This window comes from Pseudoclavibacter sp. RFBI5 (assembly GCF_002931395.1).
Taxonomy (GTDB): Bacteria; Actinomycetota; Actinomycetes; order Actinomycetales; family Microbacteriaceae; genus Pseudoclavibacter.
The window spans coordinates 84,740-100,542 of the sequence record NZ_PSYA01000015.1 but is presented as its reverse complement, the minus strand read 5'-3'; the positions used below and the strand labels follow the sequence as shown (position 1 = coordinate 100,542).

13 protein-coding genes are annotated in these 15,803 nt (G+C 68.4%); 6 read left to right on the top strand and 7 right to left on the bottom strand.

Annotation, left to right across the window (positions count from 1 at the left end; translation table 11 throughout):
* The 5 genes from C5E06_RS17715 to C5E06_RS17695 all read right to left on the bottom strand — a co-directional run.
* On the bottom strand, positions 1–1,307 hold a 1,307-nt coding region (locus C5E06_RS17715), incomplete at its 3' end, for a M23 family metallopeptidase (protein WP_104307735.1).
* A gap of 51 nt (positions 1,308–1,358) precedes the next feature.
* Complete coding sequence (locus tag C5E06_RS17710) at positions 1,359–2,384, bottom strand: ABC transporter permease (protein ID WP_104307734.1); 1,026 nt, start codon at positions 2,382–2,384, stop codon at positions 1,359–1,361.
* Positions 2,381–3,517 carry an ABC transporter permease gene (locus C5E06_RS17705; RefSeq protein WP_104307733.1) on the bottom strand — a complete coding sequence of 379 codons (1,137 nt, stop codon included), beginning with the start codon at positions 3,515–3,517 and terminating at the stop codon, positions 2,381–2,383. Before C5E06_RS17705 ends, C5E06_RS17710 begins: the two co-directional genes overlap by 4 nt.
* Positions 3,514–5,076 carry a sugar ABC transporter ATP-binding protein gene (locus tag C5E06_RS17700; RefSeq protein ID WP_374953247.1) on the bottom strand — a complete coding sequence of 521 codons (1,563 nt, stop codon included), beginning with the start codon at positions 5,074–5,076 and terminating at the stop codon, positions 3,514–3,516. Before C5E06_RS17700 ends, C5E06_RS17705 begins: the two co-directional genes overlap by 4 nt.
* Before the next feature lie 128 nt (positions 5,077–5,204).
* The gene (locus C5E06_RS17695; protein WP_308471441.1) at positions 5,205–6,194 is read right to left on the bottom strand and encodes an ABC transporter substrate-binding protein; all 990 of its coding nucleotides are present in this window, start codon (positions 6,192–6,194) and stop codon (positions 5,205–5,207) included.
* A 175-nt stretch (positions 6,195–6,369) separates the two neighbouring features.
* Between C5E06_RS17695 and C5E06_RS17690 the strand changes: the two genes are divergently transcribed.
* From C5E06_RS17690 to araA, 4 genes are all read left to right on the top strand, one after another.
* The gene (locus C5E06_RS17690) at positions 6,370–7,389 is read left to right on the top strand and encodes a LacI family DNA-binding transcriptional regulator (protein ID WP_228496680.1); all 1,020 of its coding nucleotides are present in this window, start codon (positions 6,370–6,372) and stop codon (positions 7,387–7,389) included.
* 125 nt (positions 7,390–7,514) lie between these two features.
* Entirely contained in the window at positions 7,515–9,248 is a 1,734-nt protein-coding gene (araB, locus tag C5E06_RS17685) for a ribulokinase (protein WP_104307742.1), read from the top strand.
* 2 nt (positions 9,249–9,250) lie between these two features.
* Entirely contained in the window at positions 9,251–9,979 is a 729-nt protein-coding gene (locus C5E06_RS17680) for an L-ribulose-5-phosphate 4-epimerase (RefSeq protein ID WP_258067756.1), read from the top strand.
* Positions 9,976–11,493, top strand: coding sequence for an L-arabinose isomerase (gene araA, locus C5E06_RS17675; protein ID WP_104307730.1), 1,518 nt, complete (start codon positions 9,976–9,978; stop codon positions 11,491–11,493). Before C5E06_RS17680 ends, araA begins: the two co-directional genes overlap by 4 nt.
* Before the next feature lie 144 nt (positions 11,494–11,637).
* On the opposite strand, the gene C5E06_RS17670 is transcribed toward araA, so the two are convergent.
* On the bottom strand, positions 11,638–12,573 hold the full coding sequence (locus C5E06_RS17670; RefSeq protein WP_104307729.1) for a LysR family transcriptional regulator: 936 nt from the start codon (positions 12,571–12,573) through the stop codon (positions 11,638–11,640).
* Positions 12,574–12,674: 101 nt separating this feature from the next.
* Here C5E06_RS17670 and C5E06_RS17665 point away from each other — a divergent pair, with 101 nt between their 5' ends.
* Both C5E06_RS17665 and C5E06_RS17660 read left to right on the top strand, forming a co-directional pair.
* The gene (locus C5E06_RS17665) at positions 12,675–13,778 is read left to right on the top strand and encodes a PrpF domain-containing protein (RefSeq protein WP_104307728.1); all 1,104 of its coding nucleotides are present in this window, start codon (positions 12,675–12,677) and stop codon (positions 13,776–13,778) included.
* 47 nt (positions 13,779–13,825) lie between these two features.
* On the top strand, positions 13,826–15,112 hold the full coding sequence (locus C5E06_RS17660) for an SLC13 family permease (RefSeq protein WP_104239945.1): 1,287 nt from the start codon (positions 13,826–13,828) through the stop codon (positions 15,110–15,112).
* A gap of 83 nt (positions 15,113–15,195) precedes the next feature.
* On the opposite strand, the gene C5E06_RS17655 is transcribed toward C5E06_RS17660, so the two are convergent.
* The gene (locus C5E06_RS17655; protein WP_104307727.1) at positions 15,196–15,792 is read right to left on the bottom strand and encodes a DUF1349 domain-containing protein; all 597 of its coding nucleotides are present in this window, start codon (positions 15,790–15,792) and stop codon (positions 15,196–15,198) included.
* Positions 15,793–15,803 lie beyond the last annotated feature (11 nt).

Below are 15,803 nucleotides of genomic sequence, written 5' to 3'. Positions count from 1 at the left end.
CCTCGCAGGCCGCGCTCGACGCCGGCGAACAGGGCAAGGCCTACAAGGTCGACAAGGCGAACGCCGGTGAGCGGCACCTGGTTGGTGCGCTCTCCGGCGTTCGCCTTGTCGACCTTGTAGGCCTTGCCCTGTTCGCCGGCGTCGAGCGCGGCCTGCGAGGTGACCTGGCCGTCGAGCGTGAACGTGTCGAAGACGAACGGCAGTCCGTTGGAGGCGAGGGGGTTCGGGGAGTCCATGACATGGAAGTGGAGGTGCGGGGCGTCGCTGTTCCCGCTGTTGCCGAGCAGCCCGAGGCGGTCGCCGCGGGCGAGCTGCTGACCGACCCGGAGCTCGAAGGGGTTGCCGGTCTTGAGGTGGGCGTAGAACGCGTAGTTGCCGCCGCCGATGTCCTGCACGACGTAGTTGCCGCCGTATTCGTCGAGGGTGAGGGTCGGGCCGGGGGCTGTGCCTGCATCCTGCTCGGGGCGGTCGCTCGTGATGGCGACGATGGGGCCGTCGGCGACGGCGATGACGTTCTCGCCGAAGCCGGGGTAGCTGCGCGCGTTGTCGCGGGAGTCTTCGTAGAGCCGCATGGTGGGGGTGAGCTTGACGTAGTCGATGGCCCAGCGTTCCGGCGCCCAGTAGGCGCCGTTGATGGGGCTGACGGCGCCGCGGTGGGCGGTGAGGCCGCAGCAGCCGTTGGCGTCGAGCCATCCGCTGCCGGTGAGGGGCGGGCCGATGACGGCGACCTCGCGTCTGTCGACGGCGACGGCCTGCGTGGTCTCGGCGATGGTCTTCTCGTACAGCGGCGGTTGCGCCTTGGGCATCTCGACGGTGACGGTGTGGTCGATGAGGTCGGGCACGTCGGTGCCGGACGCGACGGTCGCGTCCATCCACACCGTCGCGTTCTGCCCAGGCCCGAGCTCGAGCCCTCCACCATCGGTGGCACCGGCGACGCGCATCACGTCGTCGAGGTCGTCGCCCTCGAGCTCCTGCAGCACCGTTCCGCCGCTGCTCGCCTCGACCGCGTGGATCTTCACCTTCGACGGCGACCCGTTGGTGAGCTGCAGCTCGTAGGCGAGGTGGATGCGCTCATCAGTGCCGAGCACGGGGATGGGCGCGGCGAGGGCGGAGACGACGACGGGCGTGAACTGCTCGCCGCTCGCCGCCGGAGGTGCGGCGGCTGATGGAGTCTCGGTGACCGCGGGAGGCGCATCCGCACCGATCGTGAGGGCCGGGCTCGCCGAGCAGGCGCTCAGCGACGCGAGCGCAGCCGCCGCGAGGACCGCCACGCAGACGCGCGCGCCCCTTGCGGTGATGCCGGTCATGGGCTGAGTTTAGGCTCGCGCAGGGAGGCTCGCCAGGCACAGCGCCCGCCGCTATTGCGTTCGTCGCTTCCGGGAGGTGACGGCCCGCTGCAGCAGCACGAACACGAGCAGGATGCCGCCGGTGATGATCGTCGTCGCCTCGGGAGGGATGCTGCCGTCGCGGGTGATGAGGACGTTCATGAGACCCAGCACGAGGGCGCCGACCACTGAGCCGAGCACGAACCCACCGCCGCCGGTCAGCAGCGTGCCGCCGATGATGACCGCCGCGATCGCGTCAAGTTCCCATCCGACGCCCGTGATGTTCTGCGCGATCCCGAGCTTCGAGGTGTAGAGCACTGCCGCGATGCCCGCGAGGGTGCCGCTGATGACGTAGATCATGATCTTCGTTCGAGCGACGGGGAGCCCCATGAGCAGCGCGGACTGCTCCGAGCCTCCCATGGCGTAGACGGTCCGCCCGAAGCGGGTGCGGTGCAGGATGAAGAAGGCGACACCGACGAGGAGAACCGCGATGACGACGGCGGGGGTGACGACGAGGTCGTTGATCTTCGGCCCGTCGATGATCTTGATCTCGGTGGAGAGGCCGCGGATGGGCGAGTCGTCCGCGAGTCGCTGGGGCTCGGTGCTGAGCATCGAGGCGAGCCCGCGGGCGAGGAACATCATCGCGAGGGTCGCGATGAACGGCTGCACTCGGAAGGAGTGGATGAGGATTCCGGAGGCGAGGCCGAAGAGCGAGCCGACGCCGATCATCAGCACGATCACGAGGATCGCGGGGAGCCCTGCGCTGGAGAGCATGACCCCGATCAGGCTGCTGACGGCGATGACCGCGCCGACGGAGAGGTCGATGCCGCCCGTCAGGATGACGAAGGTCAGTCCGATGGCGAGGACGATCAGGTAGGCGTTGTTGATGAGGAGGTTGGAGAGGGTGCTGAACTGCAGGATCCCGCCGTACGCGAGTTCCCCGTATGCGAGCATCCCGACGAAGATGACCACGGCGGCGAGCGTCGGGAGGGAGTCGAGGTTCGGCTTGAACTTCGCGAGCCTGGTGACCTCGCTGGTCTGTTCGACGATGGTGGTCATGCGGCAACCGCCTTCTGGGCTGGTGCGAAACTCGCGGGTCCGGTGGGGGTCTTGGCTCGTCGCCGTTTGAAGAAGTCGCGGACGCGCTGCGACTGCAGGAGGCAGACGAGGACGATCACGATCGCCTTGAACGCGGGCGTGGCTGAGGATGGGATGGAGAGGAACACGACGGTCTTGTCCAGCGTCGCGATGAGCAGGGCGCCGATGACGCTGCCCGTGAGCGAGAACTTGCCCCCGGCGAGCGACGTGCCGCCGATGACGACGGCGAGGATCGCATCCATCTCCGACGCCGATCCTGTCTTGGCGACTTCGACCGTCATGACGGTGGCGGTGCTGAGGATTCCCGCGACGCCAGCGAGGATCGCGCTCGAGATGTAGACGAAGAAGAGCAGCCCGATGGGGCGGATGCCCGCCATGCGGGAGGCCTTGGGGTTGATGCCGATGGACTCGATCATGAGGCCGAGCGCGGTGCGTCGCACGAGCAGCGCGACGAGGACGACGATGCCGACGGCCAGCAGGAAGATCACGGGGAACCCGCCGATCGTGCCGTTGGCAATCCAGCGGAACGAGTCGTTGCTCGCCGACGTGTTCTGGCCGGCGGTGATGACCTTCGCGAGCCCGCGACCGGCGAGCATCATGATGAGCGTGGTGATGAAGGGCTGCAGGCCGACCACGGAGACGAGGAGTCCGTTGACGGTGCCGAGGAGCGCGCTGATGAGCAGCGCAAGGCCGATGGCGGTCAGTGCAGAGCCGAAGGAGTTCTGCGCGGACGCCATGAATTCCATCGAGACGGCACCCGCCACGGCCATGACGGAGCCGACGGACAGGTCGATGCCGCGCGTAGCGATCACGAGGGTCATGCCGACGGCGATCATCATGACGGGTGCGCTTGCGCGGAGGATGTCGATGATGTTGCCGTTGAGGTCGCCGGTCGCCTGGTTGACCGAGATGCCCAGGTAGCCCGGGTCCTTGAGCAGGTTGATGATGATGAGCAGCACGAGTGCGACGACCGCCCAGATGTAGGGCTGCCGGAGCGCGCCGCGCACCGGGTGGTCGGTGTCTCGTCGGCGTCGGGGCGGTTCGGCGGGGCTGTCGGTGGTCGGTGTGCCGAGCGGGGCCGTGGTCTGGCTCATGCGTGGGCTCCCTCGACGTCAGTGGATGCGGGTGGGGTGGACGGGGTGTCCGGCAGCTGCGCGTCGACTCCGTCGGCGGCGATGGTCTGGACAATGAGGTCCGCGGTGACGTCGGGGCCGTTGGCGATCTCCGCGATCTTCCTGTGGTCCTTGAGGACGACGATCCGCTCGCTGAGCCTGACCACCTCGTCGAGCTCCGACGAGATGAAGATGACCGACATGCCGTCTTCGGCGAGCTGCGCGATGGTCTCCTGGATCTCGGCCTTGGCTCCCACGTCGATGCCGCGGGTCGGCTCGTCCAGGATGAGCAGCTCGGGCTTCGTGGCGAGCCAGCGCCCGAGGAGCACCTTCTGCTGGTTGCCTCCGGAGAGGTTGCGGATGGCGCGCTCCGGGTCGGCGGGGCGGACGTTGAGCTCGGTCAGGTACTTGGCGCAGAGCTCGTTCTGCTCTCTTCTGGACAGCGGGCGGGCCCAGCCTCGTCTGGCCTGGACGGCGAGGATCAGGTTCTCGCGAACGGTGAGGTCGCCCACGATGCCCTCGTCTCGACGGTTCTCGGTCGAGAAGGCGATGTGCTTGCCGAGCGCGGCGGCGGGCGAATGCACCTCGACAGGCGCTCCGTTCAGGTGTGCCGTTCCGGCGTCTGGCTTGTCTGCCCCGTAGATCAGGCGCCCGAGCTCGGTGCGCCCCGATCCGAGCAGTCCGGCGAGACCGACGACCTCTCCGCGGTGGACCTCGATGTCGACGGGATCGATGGAGCCTTTTCGGCCGATGCCCTGAGCGCGGTAGAGGGGGACGTCGTCGCCGTCGCGAGCGTCGACCCGTCGGTTGGCGCCCAGCGACTCGAGGGTCGAGAACTCCTTGCCGATCATCTTCGAGATGAGATCGCTTCTGCTGAGCTCGGCGGTGGCGTACTCGCCGACGAACTGGCCGTTGCGGAGCACGGTCAGCCGGTCGCTGATCGCGTACACCTGGTCGAGGAAGTGGGAGACGAACAGGATCGCGACCCCCTGCTCGCGAAGCTGGCGGATGACGGCGAAGAGCCCATCCACTTCCTGCGCGTCGAGGCTCGACGTCGGCTCGTCGAGGATGAGGACCTTCGATCTGATGACCATCGCTCGGCTGATCGCGACGAGCTGCTGCATCGCGAGCGAGATGCTCGAGAGGGAGCGCTTCGGGTCGAGGTGGTCGAGTCCGAGTGCCGCGAGTGCGTCGCGCGCTGCCGCGTTCGTCTTGCGCCAGTTGATTCCGAGGGGCCCACGCACTTCGTGCCCGAGCATCACGTTCTCCCCGATGGAGAGGTTGTCGCAGAGGTTCACCTCTTGATAGACCGTGGAGATGCCAGCGGCTTGGGCGTCTGCCGTGCCCCTGAGCTGCCGCTCCTCGCCGCCGATCAGGATGGCGCCTGCATCGATCTTGTAGACGCCGGTGAGTGCCTTGATGAGGGTGGACTTCCCCGCGCCGTTCTCGCCCATGAGGGTGTGCACTTCGCCGGGGAAGAGCCGGAAGTTCACGTCTTGGAGTGCTTTCACTCCGGGGAACTCGATTGAGATGCCGCTCATCTCAACGATTGGCTGGTTCGCTGCCATGATCGCCTAGCGTTCTGCCGGTGGGCCGGCGTCGAGTGTGTGGGGTGGGTGCGCCCGGTGCGCCGCCGAGAGAGCGGCGGCGCGCCGGGGCACGAGCGCTGTCAGTACTTGCGGTCGGGGAGGGCGGTGGTCGCGGCCTCCGGCGAGTCGAAGGTCACGCTCTCGACGACGATGTTCTTCTCGACGCTCTCGCCGGCGACCGCGGACTTCACGACGTCGACGGCGACGTCACCGAACAGCGGGTTGTATTCGGCGACGAAGGACAGGCGGCCAGCTGCGAGCGCTTCGAGGGCGGCCTTGGTGCCGTCGATCGTGATGATCTTCACGTCGGTGCCCGGCTTGAGTCCGGCTTCCTCGACGGCGAGGGCTGCGCCGAGTCCCATCTCGTCGTTCTGCGCGAAGACGAGCTGCACGTCGTTGCTGTTCGACTTGAGGATCGTCTCGAAGACGCTCTTGGCCTCTTCAGTCGACCAGTTCGCCGACTGGCTCTCGAGCTTCGTCAGCTTCGAGTCGATGCTCTCGTCCCACCCCTTGTTGCGGTCGTTGACGACGGAGAGTCCGGGGGGACCTTCGAGCACGACGTAGTTGCCTCCGTCTGCGAACTGCCCGTTCGCCCACTCGGCTGCGGCTGAGCTGATCCCCACGTTGTCGGGGGCGATGTGGCTCGTGTAGAGGGCTTCGTCGTTCGGCTCGATGCCGCGGTCCAGGAGGATGACGGGGATCTCGGCTTCCTGGGCTCGTTCGAGGACGCTCTCCCAGCCGGTGGCTTCGGTGGCGGAGAGCAGGATGGCGTCGACGCCCTCGTCGATGAACGAGGTGAATGCGGTGATCTGCGAGTTCTGGTCCCCGTTGGTCGCGGGTGCGTACTTGAGCTCGAAGCCGTTCTCGGTGGAGAACGAGTCCTGGATGTTCTGCTCGTTCGCGGTGCGCCAGCCGCCTTCTGGTCCGACGGCGACGAAGCCGACGGTGATGAGCTCTCCGTCGCTGCCTGCGGCCGTGTCTCCTGAACCTCCGGAGCAGGCCGCCATGCTCAGAGTGAGTGCTCCTGCCATCGCGATCCCGGCGATGGTCTTGATCGTTGACTTGTTCACGCTTGTCTCTCCTCGTTGAGAGCAGTTCACTCGTGCCTGGGCCGTCGTGATGCTGCGCCGTGGGATGCTTCCTCGCATCTGCCGAAATGTTATCGATCACATCCGGGGAGCGCAACCGCCAATCTCAATCGTTATTCGGGCACCGCCACTCGCTGGCTGCGGGCATAATTGCGGAATGACGAACGGACCTGTGGATGCGATGAAGCCCAAGCGGGCCGCAAGCGTGTTCGACGTCGCGCGTGCCGCCGGGGTTTCCCACCAGACCGTCTCGAGGGTCCTCAACGACCATTCGAGCGTCCGCCCGGCCACTCGGCAGAAGGTGCTGGATGCGATGGGCGAGCTCGACTACCGCCCGAACCTCGCCGCGAGGGCACTCTCCTCGAAGCGGAGCCGAACACTGGGGGTCCTCTCGACCGCGAACGGCGAGTACGGCCCGTCGTCGAGCATCATCGCCATCACGGAAGCCGCGCGCGCACGGGGCTACACGACGATCGTCGAACAGACGGACGGCTTCGATGTCGCGTCGATCGAGCAGGCCCTCGGGAACCTGGCGAGCCTCAACGTCGAGGGCATCGTCGCGGTCGCGCCGCAGACCCCCCTCCTCGAGGCGCTGAGCAGCATGAAGTCGGGCATCCCGTTCGTGACGCTGCAGGCATGGGCCACCGAGGGAGGGGCCGACCTTGCTCAGGATCAGCTCGAGGGCGCCCGCGTGGCGACGGCCCACCTGCTCGACCTGGGGCACATCAACGTGGTGCACCTCGCCGGCCCCAGCGATTGGATCGACGCCACCTCCCGCCTCCGGGGCTTCCGTCTCGAGATGGAGTCGCGGGGCCTTGACGCGCGACACATCGACGCCAGGGACTGGTCCCCCGGCGCTGGCTATCTGGCCGCGGCCCAGATCTTCGAGTCGAACGCGACGGCTGTGTTCTGCGCGAACGACCAGACCGCCCTCGGCGTGCTCCACGCGGCGCATGATGCCGGCGTCTCCGTGCCGGACGACCTGAGTGTCGTGGGCTTCGACGACATCCCGGAGGCCGCGCACTTCTGGCCGCCACTGACCACCGTTCGGCAGCATTTCGCCGCCGCGGGGGCCCAGTGCGTCGCGCGACTCCTCGACGGCGACGAGGGCATCCCGAACGTGCTGCCGAAGCTGATCAGCCGCGCCTCGACTCGTCGGATGACCCTCGAGAGCTAGCCGGGTCGCGTCCACAACTCTGGGCTTGCGCTCACGGCGTCTGCGTGGTGTGATCGATCACATTACATCCGGTCGAGCCAAAGGAGACCGCCAGGATGAGTCATTCGACGAACTCGGAATCGCGCATGCAGGACGCTGATCGCGAGAGCGCAGACACCGCGGATCGCTACGTCATCGGCGTCGACTACGGCACCCTCTCCGGCCGGGCGGTCGTCGTCCGGGTGCGTGACGGCGCCGAGCTCGGCGTCGGCGAGCTGGCATACCCGCACGCCGTGGTCGACGAGCGGCTCCCGGCGACGGGTGAGCAGCTCCCGCCCGAGTGGGCGTTGCAGGTGCCGAGCGACTACGTCGACGTCCTCAAGGTCGCCGTGCCCGCCGCCATCGCAGACGCTGGCATCGACGCGGCGGATGTCATCGGCATCGGCACCGACTTCACGGCCTGCACCATGGTGCCGACGCTCGCCGACGGCACCCCGCTCAACGAGGTCGCCGGCTTCGAGACGCGCCCCCACGCCTACGTGAAGCTCTGGAAGCACCACGCAGCGCAGCCGCACGCCGACCGCATCAACGACCTCGCCGAGCTGAGAGGTGAGAATTGGCTGCCCCGGTACGGCGGCCTCATCTCGAGCGAATGGGAGTTCGCGAAGGGCCTCCAGCTCCTCGAGGAGGACCCCGAGGTGTACGCCGCGATGGACCACTGGGTGGAGGCGGCCGACTGGATCGTCTGGCAGCTCACGGGCACGTACATCCGCAACGCCTGCACCGCCGGCTACAAGGGCATCCTGCAGGACGGCGAGTACCCCAGCCGCGAGTTCCTCGCCGCCCTCAACCCCGAGTTCGCCGACTTCGCGGAGACCAAGCTGGCGCACGAGATCGGCCAGCTCGGCGACGCCGCCGGCACGCTCTCGGCGGAAGCCGCGGCGTGGACAGGACTGCCAGAGGGCATCGCGGTCGCGGTCGGCAACGTCGACGCGCACGTCACCGCCCCTGCTGCAGCCGCGACCGAGCCGGGCCAGATGGTCGCCATCATGGGCACCTCCACCTGCCACGTCATGAGCTCCGGCACCCTCGCCGAGGTGCCGGGGATGTGCGGGGTCGTGGACGGCGGCATCGTCGCGGGCCTCTACGGCTACGAGGCCGGGCAGTCTGGCGTCGGCGACATCTTCGCCTGGTACGTCGAGAACCAGGTGCCCGCCCGCTACGAGCGCGCCGCGGCCGAACTCGGCATCTCCGTGCACGAGCACCTCACCAACCTCGCGGCAGCGCAGCCCGTCGGCGCGCACGGCCTCATCGCGCTCGACTGGCACAGCGGCAACCGCTCCGTGCTCGTCGACCACGAGCTCTCCGGCCTGCTCGTCGGCGCGACGCTCGCGACGAAGGCGGAGGACGTCTACCGTGCGCTGCTCGAGTCGACGGCCTTCGGCACGCGCAAGATCGTCGAGACGTTCAACGCCTCCGGGGTTCCCGTGACGGAGTTCATAGCAGCCGGCGGACTGCTCAAGAACGCGTTCCTCATGCAGACCTACAGCGACATCCTCGGCCTCCCGATCTCCACGATCGACAGCGCGCAGGGTCCGGCGCTCGGCTCCGCCATCCACGCGGCGATCGCCGCAGGAGCGTACCCGGATGCGCGCGCCGCGGCCGCCGCCATGGGGCGCGTGACCCGAGCCAAGTACGTGCCGAATCCCGAGGCGGTCGCCGCGTACGACGAGCTCTACGCCGAGTACGACGAGCTCCACGACCACTTCGGGCGGGGCGCGAACCAGGTCATGAAGCGCCTCAAGCGTCGCCGCCGCGAGGCGCTCGCCGGCGCATCCGCTGCCCCGGCCCCGGCAACCCGCGAGGAGGTCAACGCGTGAGCATCCAGACCTCCGGCACCACGCCCGTCATCACGCCTGAAACTCAGGCGAGCATCGACAGGGTCCGCGCCGAGGTCGCCTCGCTCCACGACGAGCTCGTCCGCTACGGGCTCGTCGTCTGGACGGGCGGCAACATCTCCGGCCGCGTGCCGGGCTCGGAGCTGTTCGTCATCAAGCCGTCCGGCGTCAGCTACGACGAGCTGAGCGCCGACAACATGATCCTCTGCACCCTCGACGGCGAGGTCGTGCCCGGCACTCCAGGCTCAGATCGCTCGCCCTCGAGCGACACCGCGGCGCACGCCTACGTGTACCGCAACATGCCAGAGGTGGGCGGGGTCGTGCACACGCACTCCGACTACGCCGTGGCGTGGGCGGCGCGGGGCGAACCCATCCCGTGCGTCATCACGGCGATGGCGGATGAGTTCGGCGGGGAGATCCCCGTCGGCCCATTCGCGATCATCGGCGACGACTCGATCGGCCGCGGCATCGTCGAGACGCTGCGCGGGCACCGCTCGCGGGCCGTGCTCATGAAGAACCACGGGCCGTTCACGATCGGCAAGGACGCCCGCGACGCCGTGAAGGCGGCCGTCATGGTCGAGGACGTCGCCCGCACCGTGCACATCTCCCGACAGCTCGGCACTCCGAACGCCATCCCCCAGCAGGCCGTCGACTCGCTGTTCGACCGCTATCAGAACGTCTACGGACAAGACCCGACAGGAGCCCTCAGTTGAGCGCACTCACCACTTCCTTCGACGCCGCCGAGATCTGGTTCTTCACCGGCAGCCAGGGCCTCTACGGCGAGGAGACGCTGCGCCAGGTCGCCGAGCAGTCGCAGGCCATCGTCGACACCCTCAACAAGTCGCCGAAGACGCCCGTGAAGATCGTCTGGAAGCCGGTGCTCACCGATTCCGACGCCATCCGCCGCGCTGCCCTCGAGGTCAACTCGAACGACAACGTCATCGGCATCGTCGCGTGGATGCACACCTTCAGCCCCGCGAAGATGTGGATCCAGGGCCTCGATACGCTCGCGAAGCCGCTCCTGCACCTGCACACGCAGGCCAACGTGGAGCTGCCGTGGGCGGACATCGACTTCGACTTCATGAACCTCAACCAGGCGGCGCACGGCGACCGCGAGTTCGGGTACATCCAGACCCGCCTCGGCATCCCCCGCAAGACGGTTGTCGGCCACGCGTCGAGCGCGAGCGTGACGCGGCAGATCGACAGCTGGTCGCGCGCCGCGGCCGCCTGGCAGGCCGTGCGCACCATGAAGCTCGCACGCTTCGGCGACAACATGCGCTTCGTCGCCGTCACCGAGGGCGATAAGACGGAGGCCGAGCTGCGCTTCGGCGTGCAGGTCAACACGTGGGGCGTCAACGAGCTCGCCGACGCCGTCGCCGCGGTCGACGACGCGGCGGTGGATGCGCTGGTCGCCGAGTACGAGGAGCTGTACGACGTCGCCCCCGAGCTGCGGCGCGGCGCCGAGCGCCACCAGTCGCTGCGCGACGGCGCGGCCATCGAGCTCGGCCTGCGCTCCTTCCTCGAGGCCGGCGGCTTCAGCGCGTTCACGACGAGCTTCGAGGACCTCGGGGCGCTCAAGCAGCTCCCGGGGCTCGCCGTGCAGCGCCTCATGGCCGAGGGCTACGGCTTCGGCGCCGAGGGCGACTGGAAGACGGCCATCCTCGTGCGGGCCGCGAACGTCATGGGCGCCGGCCTGCCCGGCGGGGCGAGCCTCATGGAGGACTACACGTACGACCTCACCGAGGGCAGCGAGCTCATCCTGGGCGCGCACATGCTCGAGGTGAGCCCCTCCCTCACCACCGCCAAGCCGAGCCTCGAGGTGCACCCGCTCGGCATCGGCGGCAAGGAGGACCCCGTGCGCCTCGTCTTCACCGCCGACCCGGGCCCCGCGGTCGTCGTCGCACTCAGCGACATGCGCGACCGGTTCCGCCTCGTCGCGAACGTCGTCGAGGTCGTGGAGCCCACCGCTCCCCTGCCGAAGCTGCCCGTCGGCCGCGCCGTCTGGAAGCCGGAGCCCTCGTTCGAGGTGTCGGCCGCAGCCTGGCTCACCGCCGGCGCCGCGCACCACACGGTCATGTCGACCGCCGTCGGCATCGACGTGTTCGAGGACTTCGCGACCATCGCGAAGACCGAGCTGCTGCGCATCGACGCCGACACCACCCTGCGCGAGTTCAGCAAGGAAGTGCGCTGGAACCAGGCCTACTACCGCCTCGCGCAGGGGCTGTAGACCCGGCGGTTCTCGACCGACCTCGGTGCCGCCGCGGCTCTTCGCGGCGGCACCGAACGACGACCACGAGGTGGCGCCGCTCTTGTTCGGAGAGGGCCAACGGCGCCACCCCGTGGCACCTCTCCTCGGCATGCCGCGCCGCGGTCACACCCGTTGGGCCTGGCCCCGCTGCGCGATACTCCGCGCCGCGTCGTGGATCGCCCGCGAGATGGCGTACATCGCCGGCGTGTACTGCCGCCGCGCGAGCGACGCGATCGTGATGGAACGGGACGGCACCTCGTCGCGACCGGCGAAGCGGACCATCCGCACGTCCGGCCGGTGGTGCGCGATCGCGAGCTCCGGCACCATCGCGATCCCCACACCGGCCGCCACCATCGCCTCGATCTCCTGATAGTCGTGCGCCTCGTAGACGACTCGCGGCTCGAACCTCGCCGTCGCGCAGGCTCGGAACAGCACCTCCGAGGCAGGATGCCGGTCGTTGCGGATGATCCACTGGGCGGAACGCAGGGACCTCACGGTCACGTTGTCCTCGATCTCGGAGTCGGCCGCGACCAGGAGCACCGTCCGATCCGTGGCGACCGGCACGAGCGACAGCGACTGCTCGGCCGCCTCCGTCCAGGCGTAGCTCCACATGAGCGCGAGCTCCACCTCGCTGCTGTGCAGCATCTCGACGAGCCGCGGCCGAAGCGCCGACCGCACCTGCACGGTGATGCTCGGCTGCGAGTGATGAAAGCTCTTGAGCGCGTCGGAGAGCAGTGACGCGCTTACGGTGGGGAACGAGCCGAGGCGGACGGTGCCGCGCTCGAGGCCTCGAAGCGCCTCGAGGTCGCCCCTCGCGGCCCGCATCTCTCGCCGGAAGAGTCTCGCGCGCTCGACCAGCACGGCCCCCGCCTCCGTCACCTGCACACCCCGGGGGAGGCGGACGAGGACGGGCTGGCCGATCGACTTCTCGAGCTTGGTGATGCGCTGCGAGGCGGCGGACACCGTCATGTTCGCGCGCTCGGCTCCCGAGGTGATGCTGCCAGCATCCACGACGTCCAAGAGCAGGGACAGCGTTGCGGCGTCGAAGAGGTCCGACATGACTCACCTTTCAGTTTGGCTAAAGCCGAGCGTAGCAACATTCAATTTACGTGAAGCCTTTCGCTTCCTAGCTTGGAGGGAGTCAGACGAAAGGCTCCACGATGCAAACCCCAGCAACCCTCATGCGAGGCGGCACCAGCAAGTGCTGGATCTTCGATTCCCGAGATGTCCCTGCGGACCGAGCGGCGCTCACCGCACTGCTCGTCGACACGTTCGGCGCAGAGGACCCTCGGCAGCTCGACGGCGTCGGCGGCGGCACCTCCGTCACCTCGAAGGCCGCCATCGTGTCGAGGAGCGCCGACCCCGCCTTCGACATCGACTACCTCTTCGCGCAGGTCGCCGTCGGCGAATCCGTCGTCGAGTGGGGCAGCAACTGCGGGAACTGCGCCACCGCGGTCGCGCTCTGGGCCGTCGACACCTTCGACCTCGCACACGGGGCGCCGAGCACGGAGGTGCGGATGCGCAACCTCAACACGGGCGCAGAGGTGACCGCTCGGGTGGACACCGAGGAGCACGAGGCGACCGTGAGCGTCCCCGGCGTCCGGGGAGCCGGCACCGCCGTCGACCTCGCCTTCATCAACCCGGTCGGCTCGACCACGGGAAGCCTCTGGCCCACAGGCAACCACCGAGACGAGCTCACCGTCGACGGACTCACCGTGGCGGTCTCGATGGCGGATGCCGGAGCCCCGGTCGCGCTTGTCGAGGCAGACTCGCTCGGCGTCTCGGCCGCCGCGACCGAGGAGCAGGTGCGCCAGTACGTTCCCATGCTGCGCAAGATCCGCGCCCGCACCGCCGTGGCGATGGGCATCGCACCCTCCATCGACGAGGCCTTCGACGCGATCCCGAAGGTCGGCATCGTCGGCCCGCCCGTCGACTACGTGACGTCGCTCGGGGAGCCGGTCAGCGCCAACGACTACGACGTCTCGGTCCGCATGCTCTCGATGAACAACCCGCATCCGACCATCGGCCTGACCAGCGCGGTGGCCATCGCCCTCGCGACGACCGCCACCGACTCGGTCCTCGGACCAGTCGGCCAGCCGGCGGATGCTGCGTCCTCCACTTCGGCCCTCGACGTCCGGGTGATCACCATCGGCACGCTCGGCGGCACCCTCCGCTGCGAGGTCGAGATCTCCGCGGACGGCTCACGCGTCCTCCTGCGACGCGCTGCCCGCCGGCTCGCCGACTCGCAGCTCTACGTGCGGTGAGCACGCCCCCACTGGCATATTCTCCATCCTGATCCGAAAGCGTGACAATGTCGTCCACTGAAATCCTCCCTCTCATCGCACTGATCGCGATGTTCGTGATCGCCACGATCTTCCCCATCAACATCGGCTTCCTCGGGTTCGTCGGAGCCTTCGCCGTCGGAGCCATCTACCTCGGCTTCGACGACAAGGAGATCCTGTCCGCGTTCCCCGGCTCGATCGTGCTCACGATCGTGGGCGTCACGTACTTCTTCGGCATGGCCAAGAAGAACGGCACGATCGACCTCTTGGTCAACGTGTGCATCCGCGCAGTGCGGGGCCGCGTCTCCCTCATCCCCTGGGTCTTCTTCGCGGTCGCATCGTTCCTGACCGCGCTCGGCACGTTCAGCCCGGCCGCCGTGGCCCTGATCGCACCCGCCGCGATGACGTTCGCAGCCCGCAGCCGCATGAGCCCGCTGGTGATGGGCATCATGACCATCAACGGCGCCCACGCCGGGGCGTTCTCGCCGATCTCGGTCTCCGGGATCATCGTGCGCGACCTCGTCGAGGGCAACGGACTCGCCATCGAGCCCTGGTCGCTCTTCTTCGCCAGCTACGGCATCAACACCCTCCTGTCGATCCTGACCGTCGTGGTCTACGCCGTCGCGAGCCGAGTGCGCACACTCGAGTACACGGCGACCGGCTCCATCACCACCGCCGGCGCCCACGACATCGACGACGAAGGCCCTTCGAAGGCGAACCGCGTCCAGGCGCTCACGCTCGCGCTGATCGCCGTGATCCTGGTCCTTGTCCTGGTCTTCCACCTGCCGATCAGCTTCATCGCCATCGCGGCGGGCGTCGTGCTGGCCTTCACCGATCTGAAGAAGCAGAGCGACGCGATCGCCGGCATCAGCTGGTCCACCGTGCTCCTGGTCTCCGGCATGATCACCTACGTGTCGATCCTCCAGGAGCTCGGCACGATCGACCACCTCGCCGACATGGCCCTCCTCATCGGAGCTCCGATCGTGGTCGCGCTGGTGCTCTGCTACGTGATCGGCCTGACGTCCGCCTTCGCCTCCTCAACTGCCCTCCTGACGGCGATCATCCCCCTGGCGATGCCGCTGCTCGAGATGGGCGCGCTCCCCATCGTGGGAGTCGTCGCGGCCCTCTCCATCTCGGCCACCGTCGTCGACGTCTCACCGTTCTCCACGAACGGCGCGCTGGTGCTCGCGAACGCGCAGGGCATCGACCGCCGCGTCTTCTACAAGCACCTGCTGCTCAACGCGGTGGCCGTCGTCGCGATCGCCCCGCTGCTCTGCTGGCTGATCCTCGTCATCATCCCCAACGCGGTCGGGTAGCTCTGCCCACAGAAGAACACGGCCCGCAACAGAGCACGGCCCGCTGCCGCATCCCGAGACGGGAGCGCCAGCGGGCCGTTGCCTCACGGGTGCAGCGAGTCGTCCGCCCGCGTCGTCCGCCACGCGGTGAAGTGCACCACCAGGCCGCTCCGCGACGGCGCGCAGCAGAACGGGCCGGCCGCGACGCGCGCATCGGCAGCCAGCGGTGCCACTCGAACGAGGCGCCACGGCTCGGCGTCCACCCGGGCGCGAATGGTGACGGCGTTGCCCTCCCGGCTCGCGCGCACCGCGACACGGCGGCCACCCCACTCGGGCACTGGAGCCAGCGACCAATCCGACTCGGATCTGGTGACCACCGCCCCCAGCTGCTCCTGCCCGTCGCTCAGCTCGATGCCGGCCTTGATCCAGGTCTCGTCGTCGACCTTGAGGAAGATCCCCGCCTGGTCGAACTGCTCGGTGAAGTCCACGACGAACTCCACCTCGACGGCGGAATCCTGCTCGAACGGACGCAGCAGCGCGTGCTCGGTGTCGTGGATGAACCCGTAGGACGTGGTGCGCCACGCGTCGCTGCCCTCGACGGCGGTGACGCGGAGCCCGTCCTCGCTCGCCTCCGCGGCAACCGGCTCGTTGGTCCAGTGACCGTCACCCCACGGGATGCTCGTCGCATTCAGTTCCGTCATCATCGACTCCG

Coding starts and splice junctions, on each gene's coding strand:
- C5E06_RS17710 (WP_104307734.1), bottom strand. CDS start 2,384: ATGACCACCATCGTCGAACAGACCAGCGAGGTCACCAGGCTCGCGAAG.
- C5E06_RS17705 (WP_104307733.1), bottom strand. CDS start 3,517: ATGAGCCAGACCACGGCCCCGCTCGGCACACCGACCACCGACAGCCCC.
- C5E06_RS17700 (WP_374953247.1), bottom strand. CDS start 5,076: ATGAGCGGCATCTCAATCGAGTTCCCCGGAGTGAAAGCACTCCAAGAC.
- C5E06_RS17690 (WP_228496680.1), top strand. CDS start 6,370: ATGACGAACGGACCTGTGGATGCGATGAAGCCCAAGCGGGCCGCAAGC.
- araB (WP_104307742.1), top strand. CDS start 7,515: ATGCAGGACGCTGATCGCGAGAGCGCAGACACCGCGGATCGCTACGTC.
- C5E06_RS17670 (WP_104307729.1), bottom strand. CDS start 12,573: ATGTCGGACCTCTTCGACGCCGCAACGCTGTCCCTGCTCTTGGACGTC.
- C5E06_RS17665 (WP_104307728.1), top strand. CDS start 12,675: ATGCAAACCCCAGCAACCCTCATGCGAGGCGGCACCAGCAAGTGCTGG.
- C5E06_RS17660 (WP_104239945.1), top strand. CDS start 13,826: ATGTCGTCCACTGAAATCCTCCCTCTCATCGCACTGATCGCGATGTTC.
- C5E06_RS17655 (WP_104307727.1), bottom strand. CDS start 15,792: ATGACGGAACTGAATGCGACGAGCATCCCGTGGGGTGACGGTCACTGG.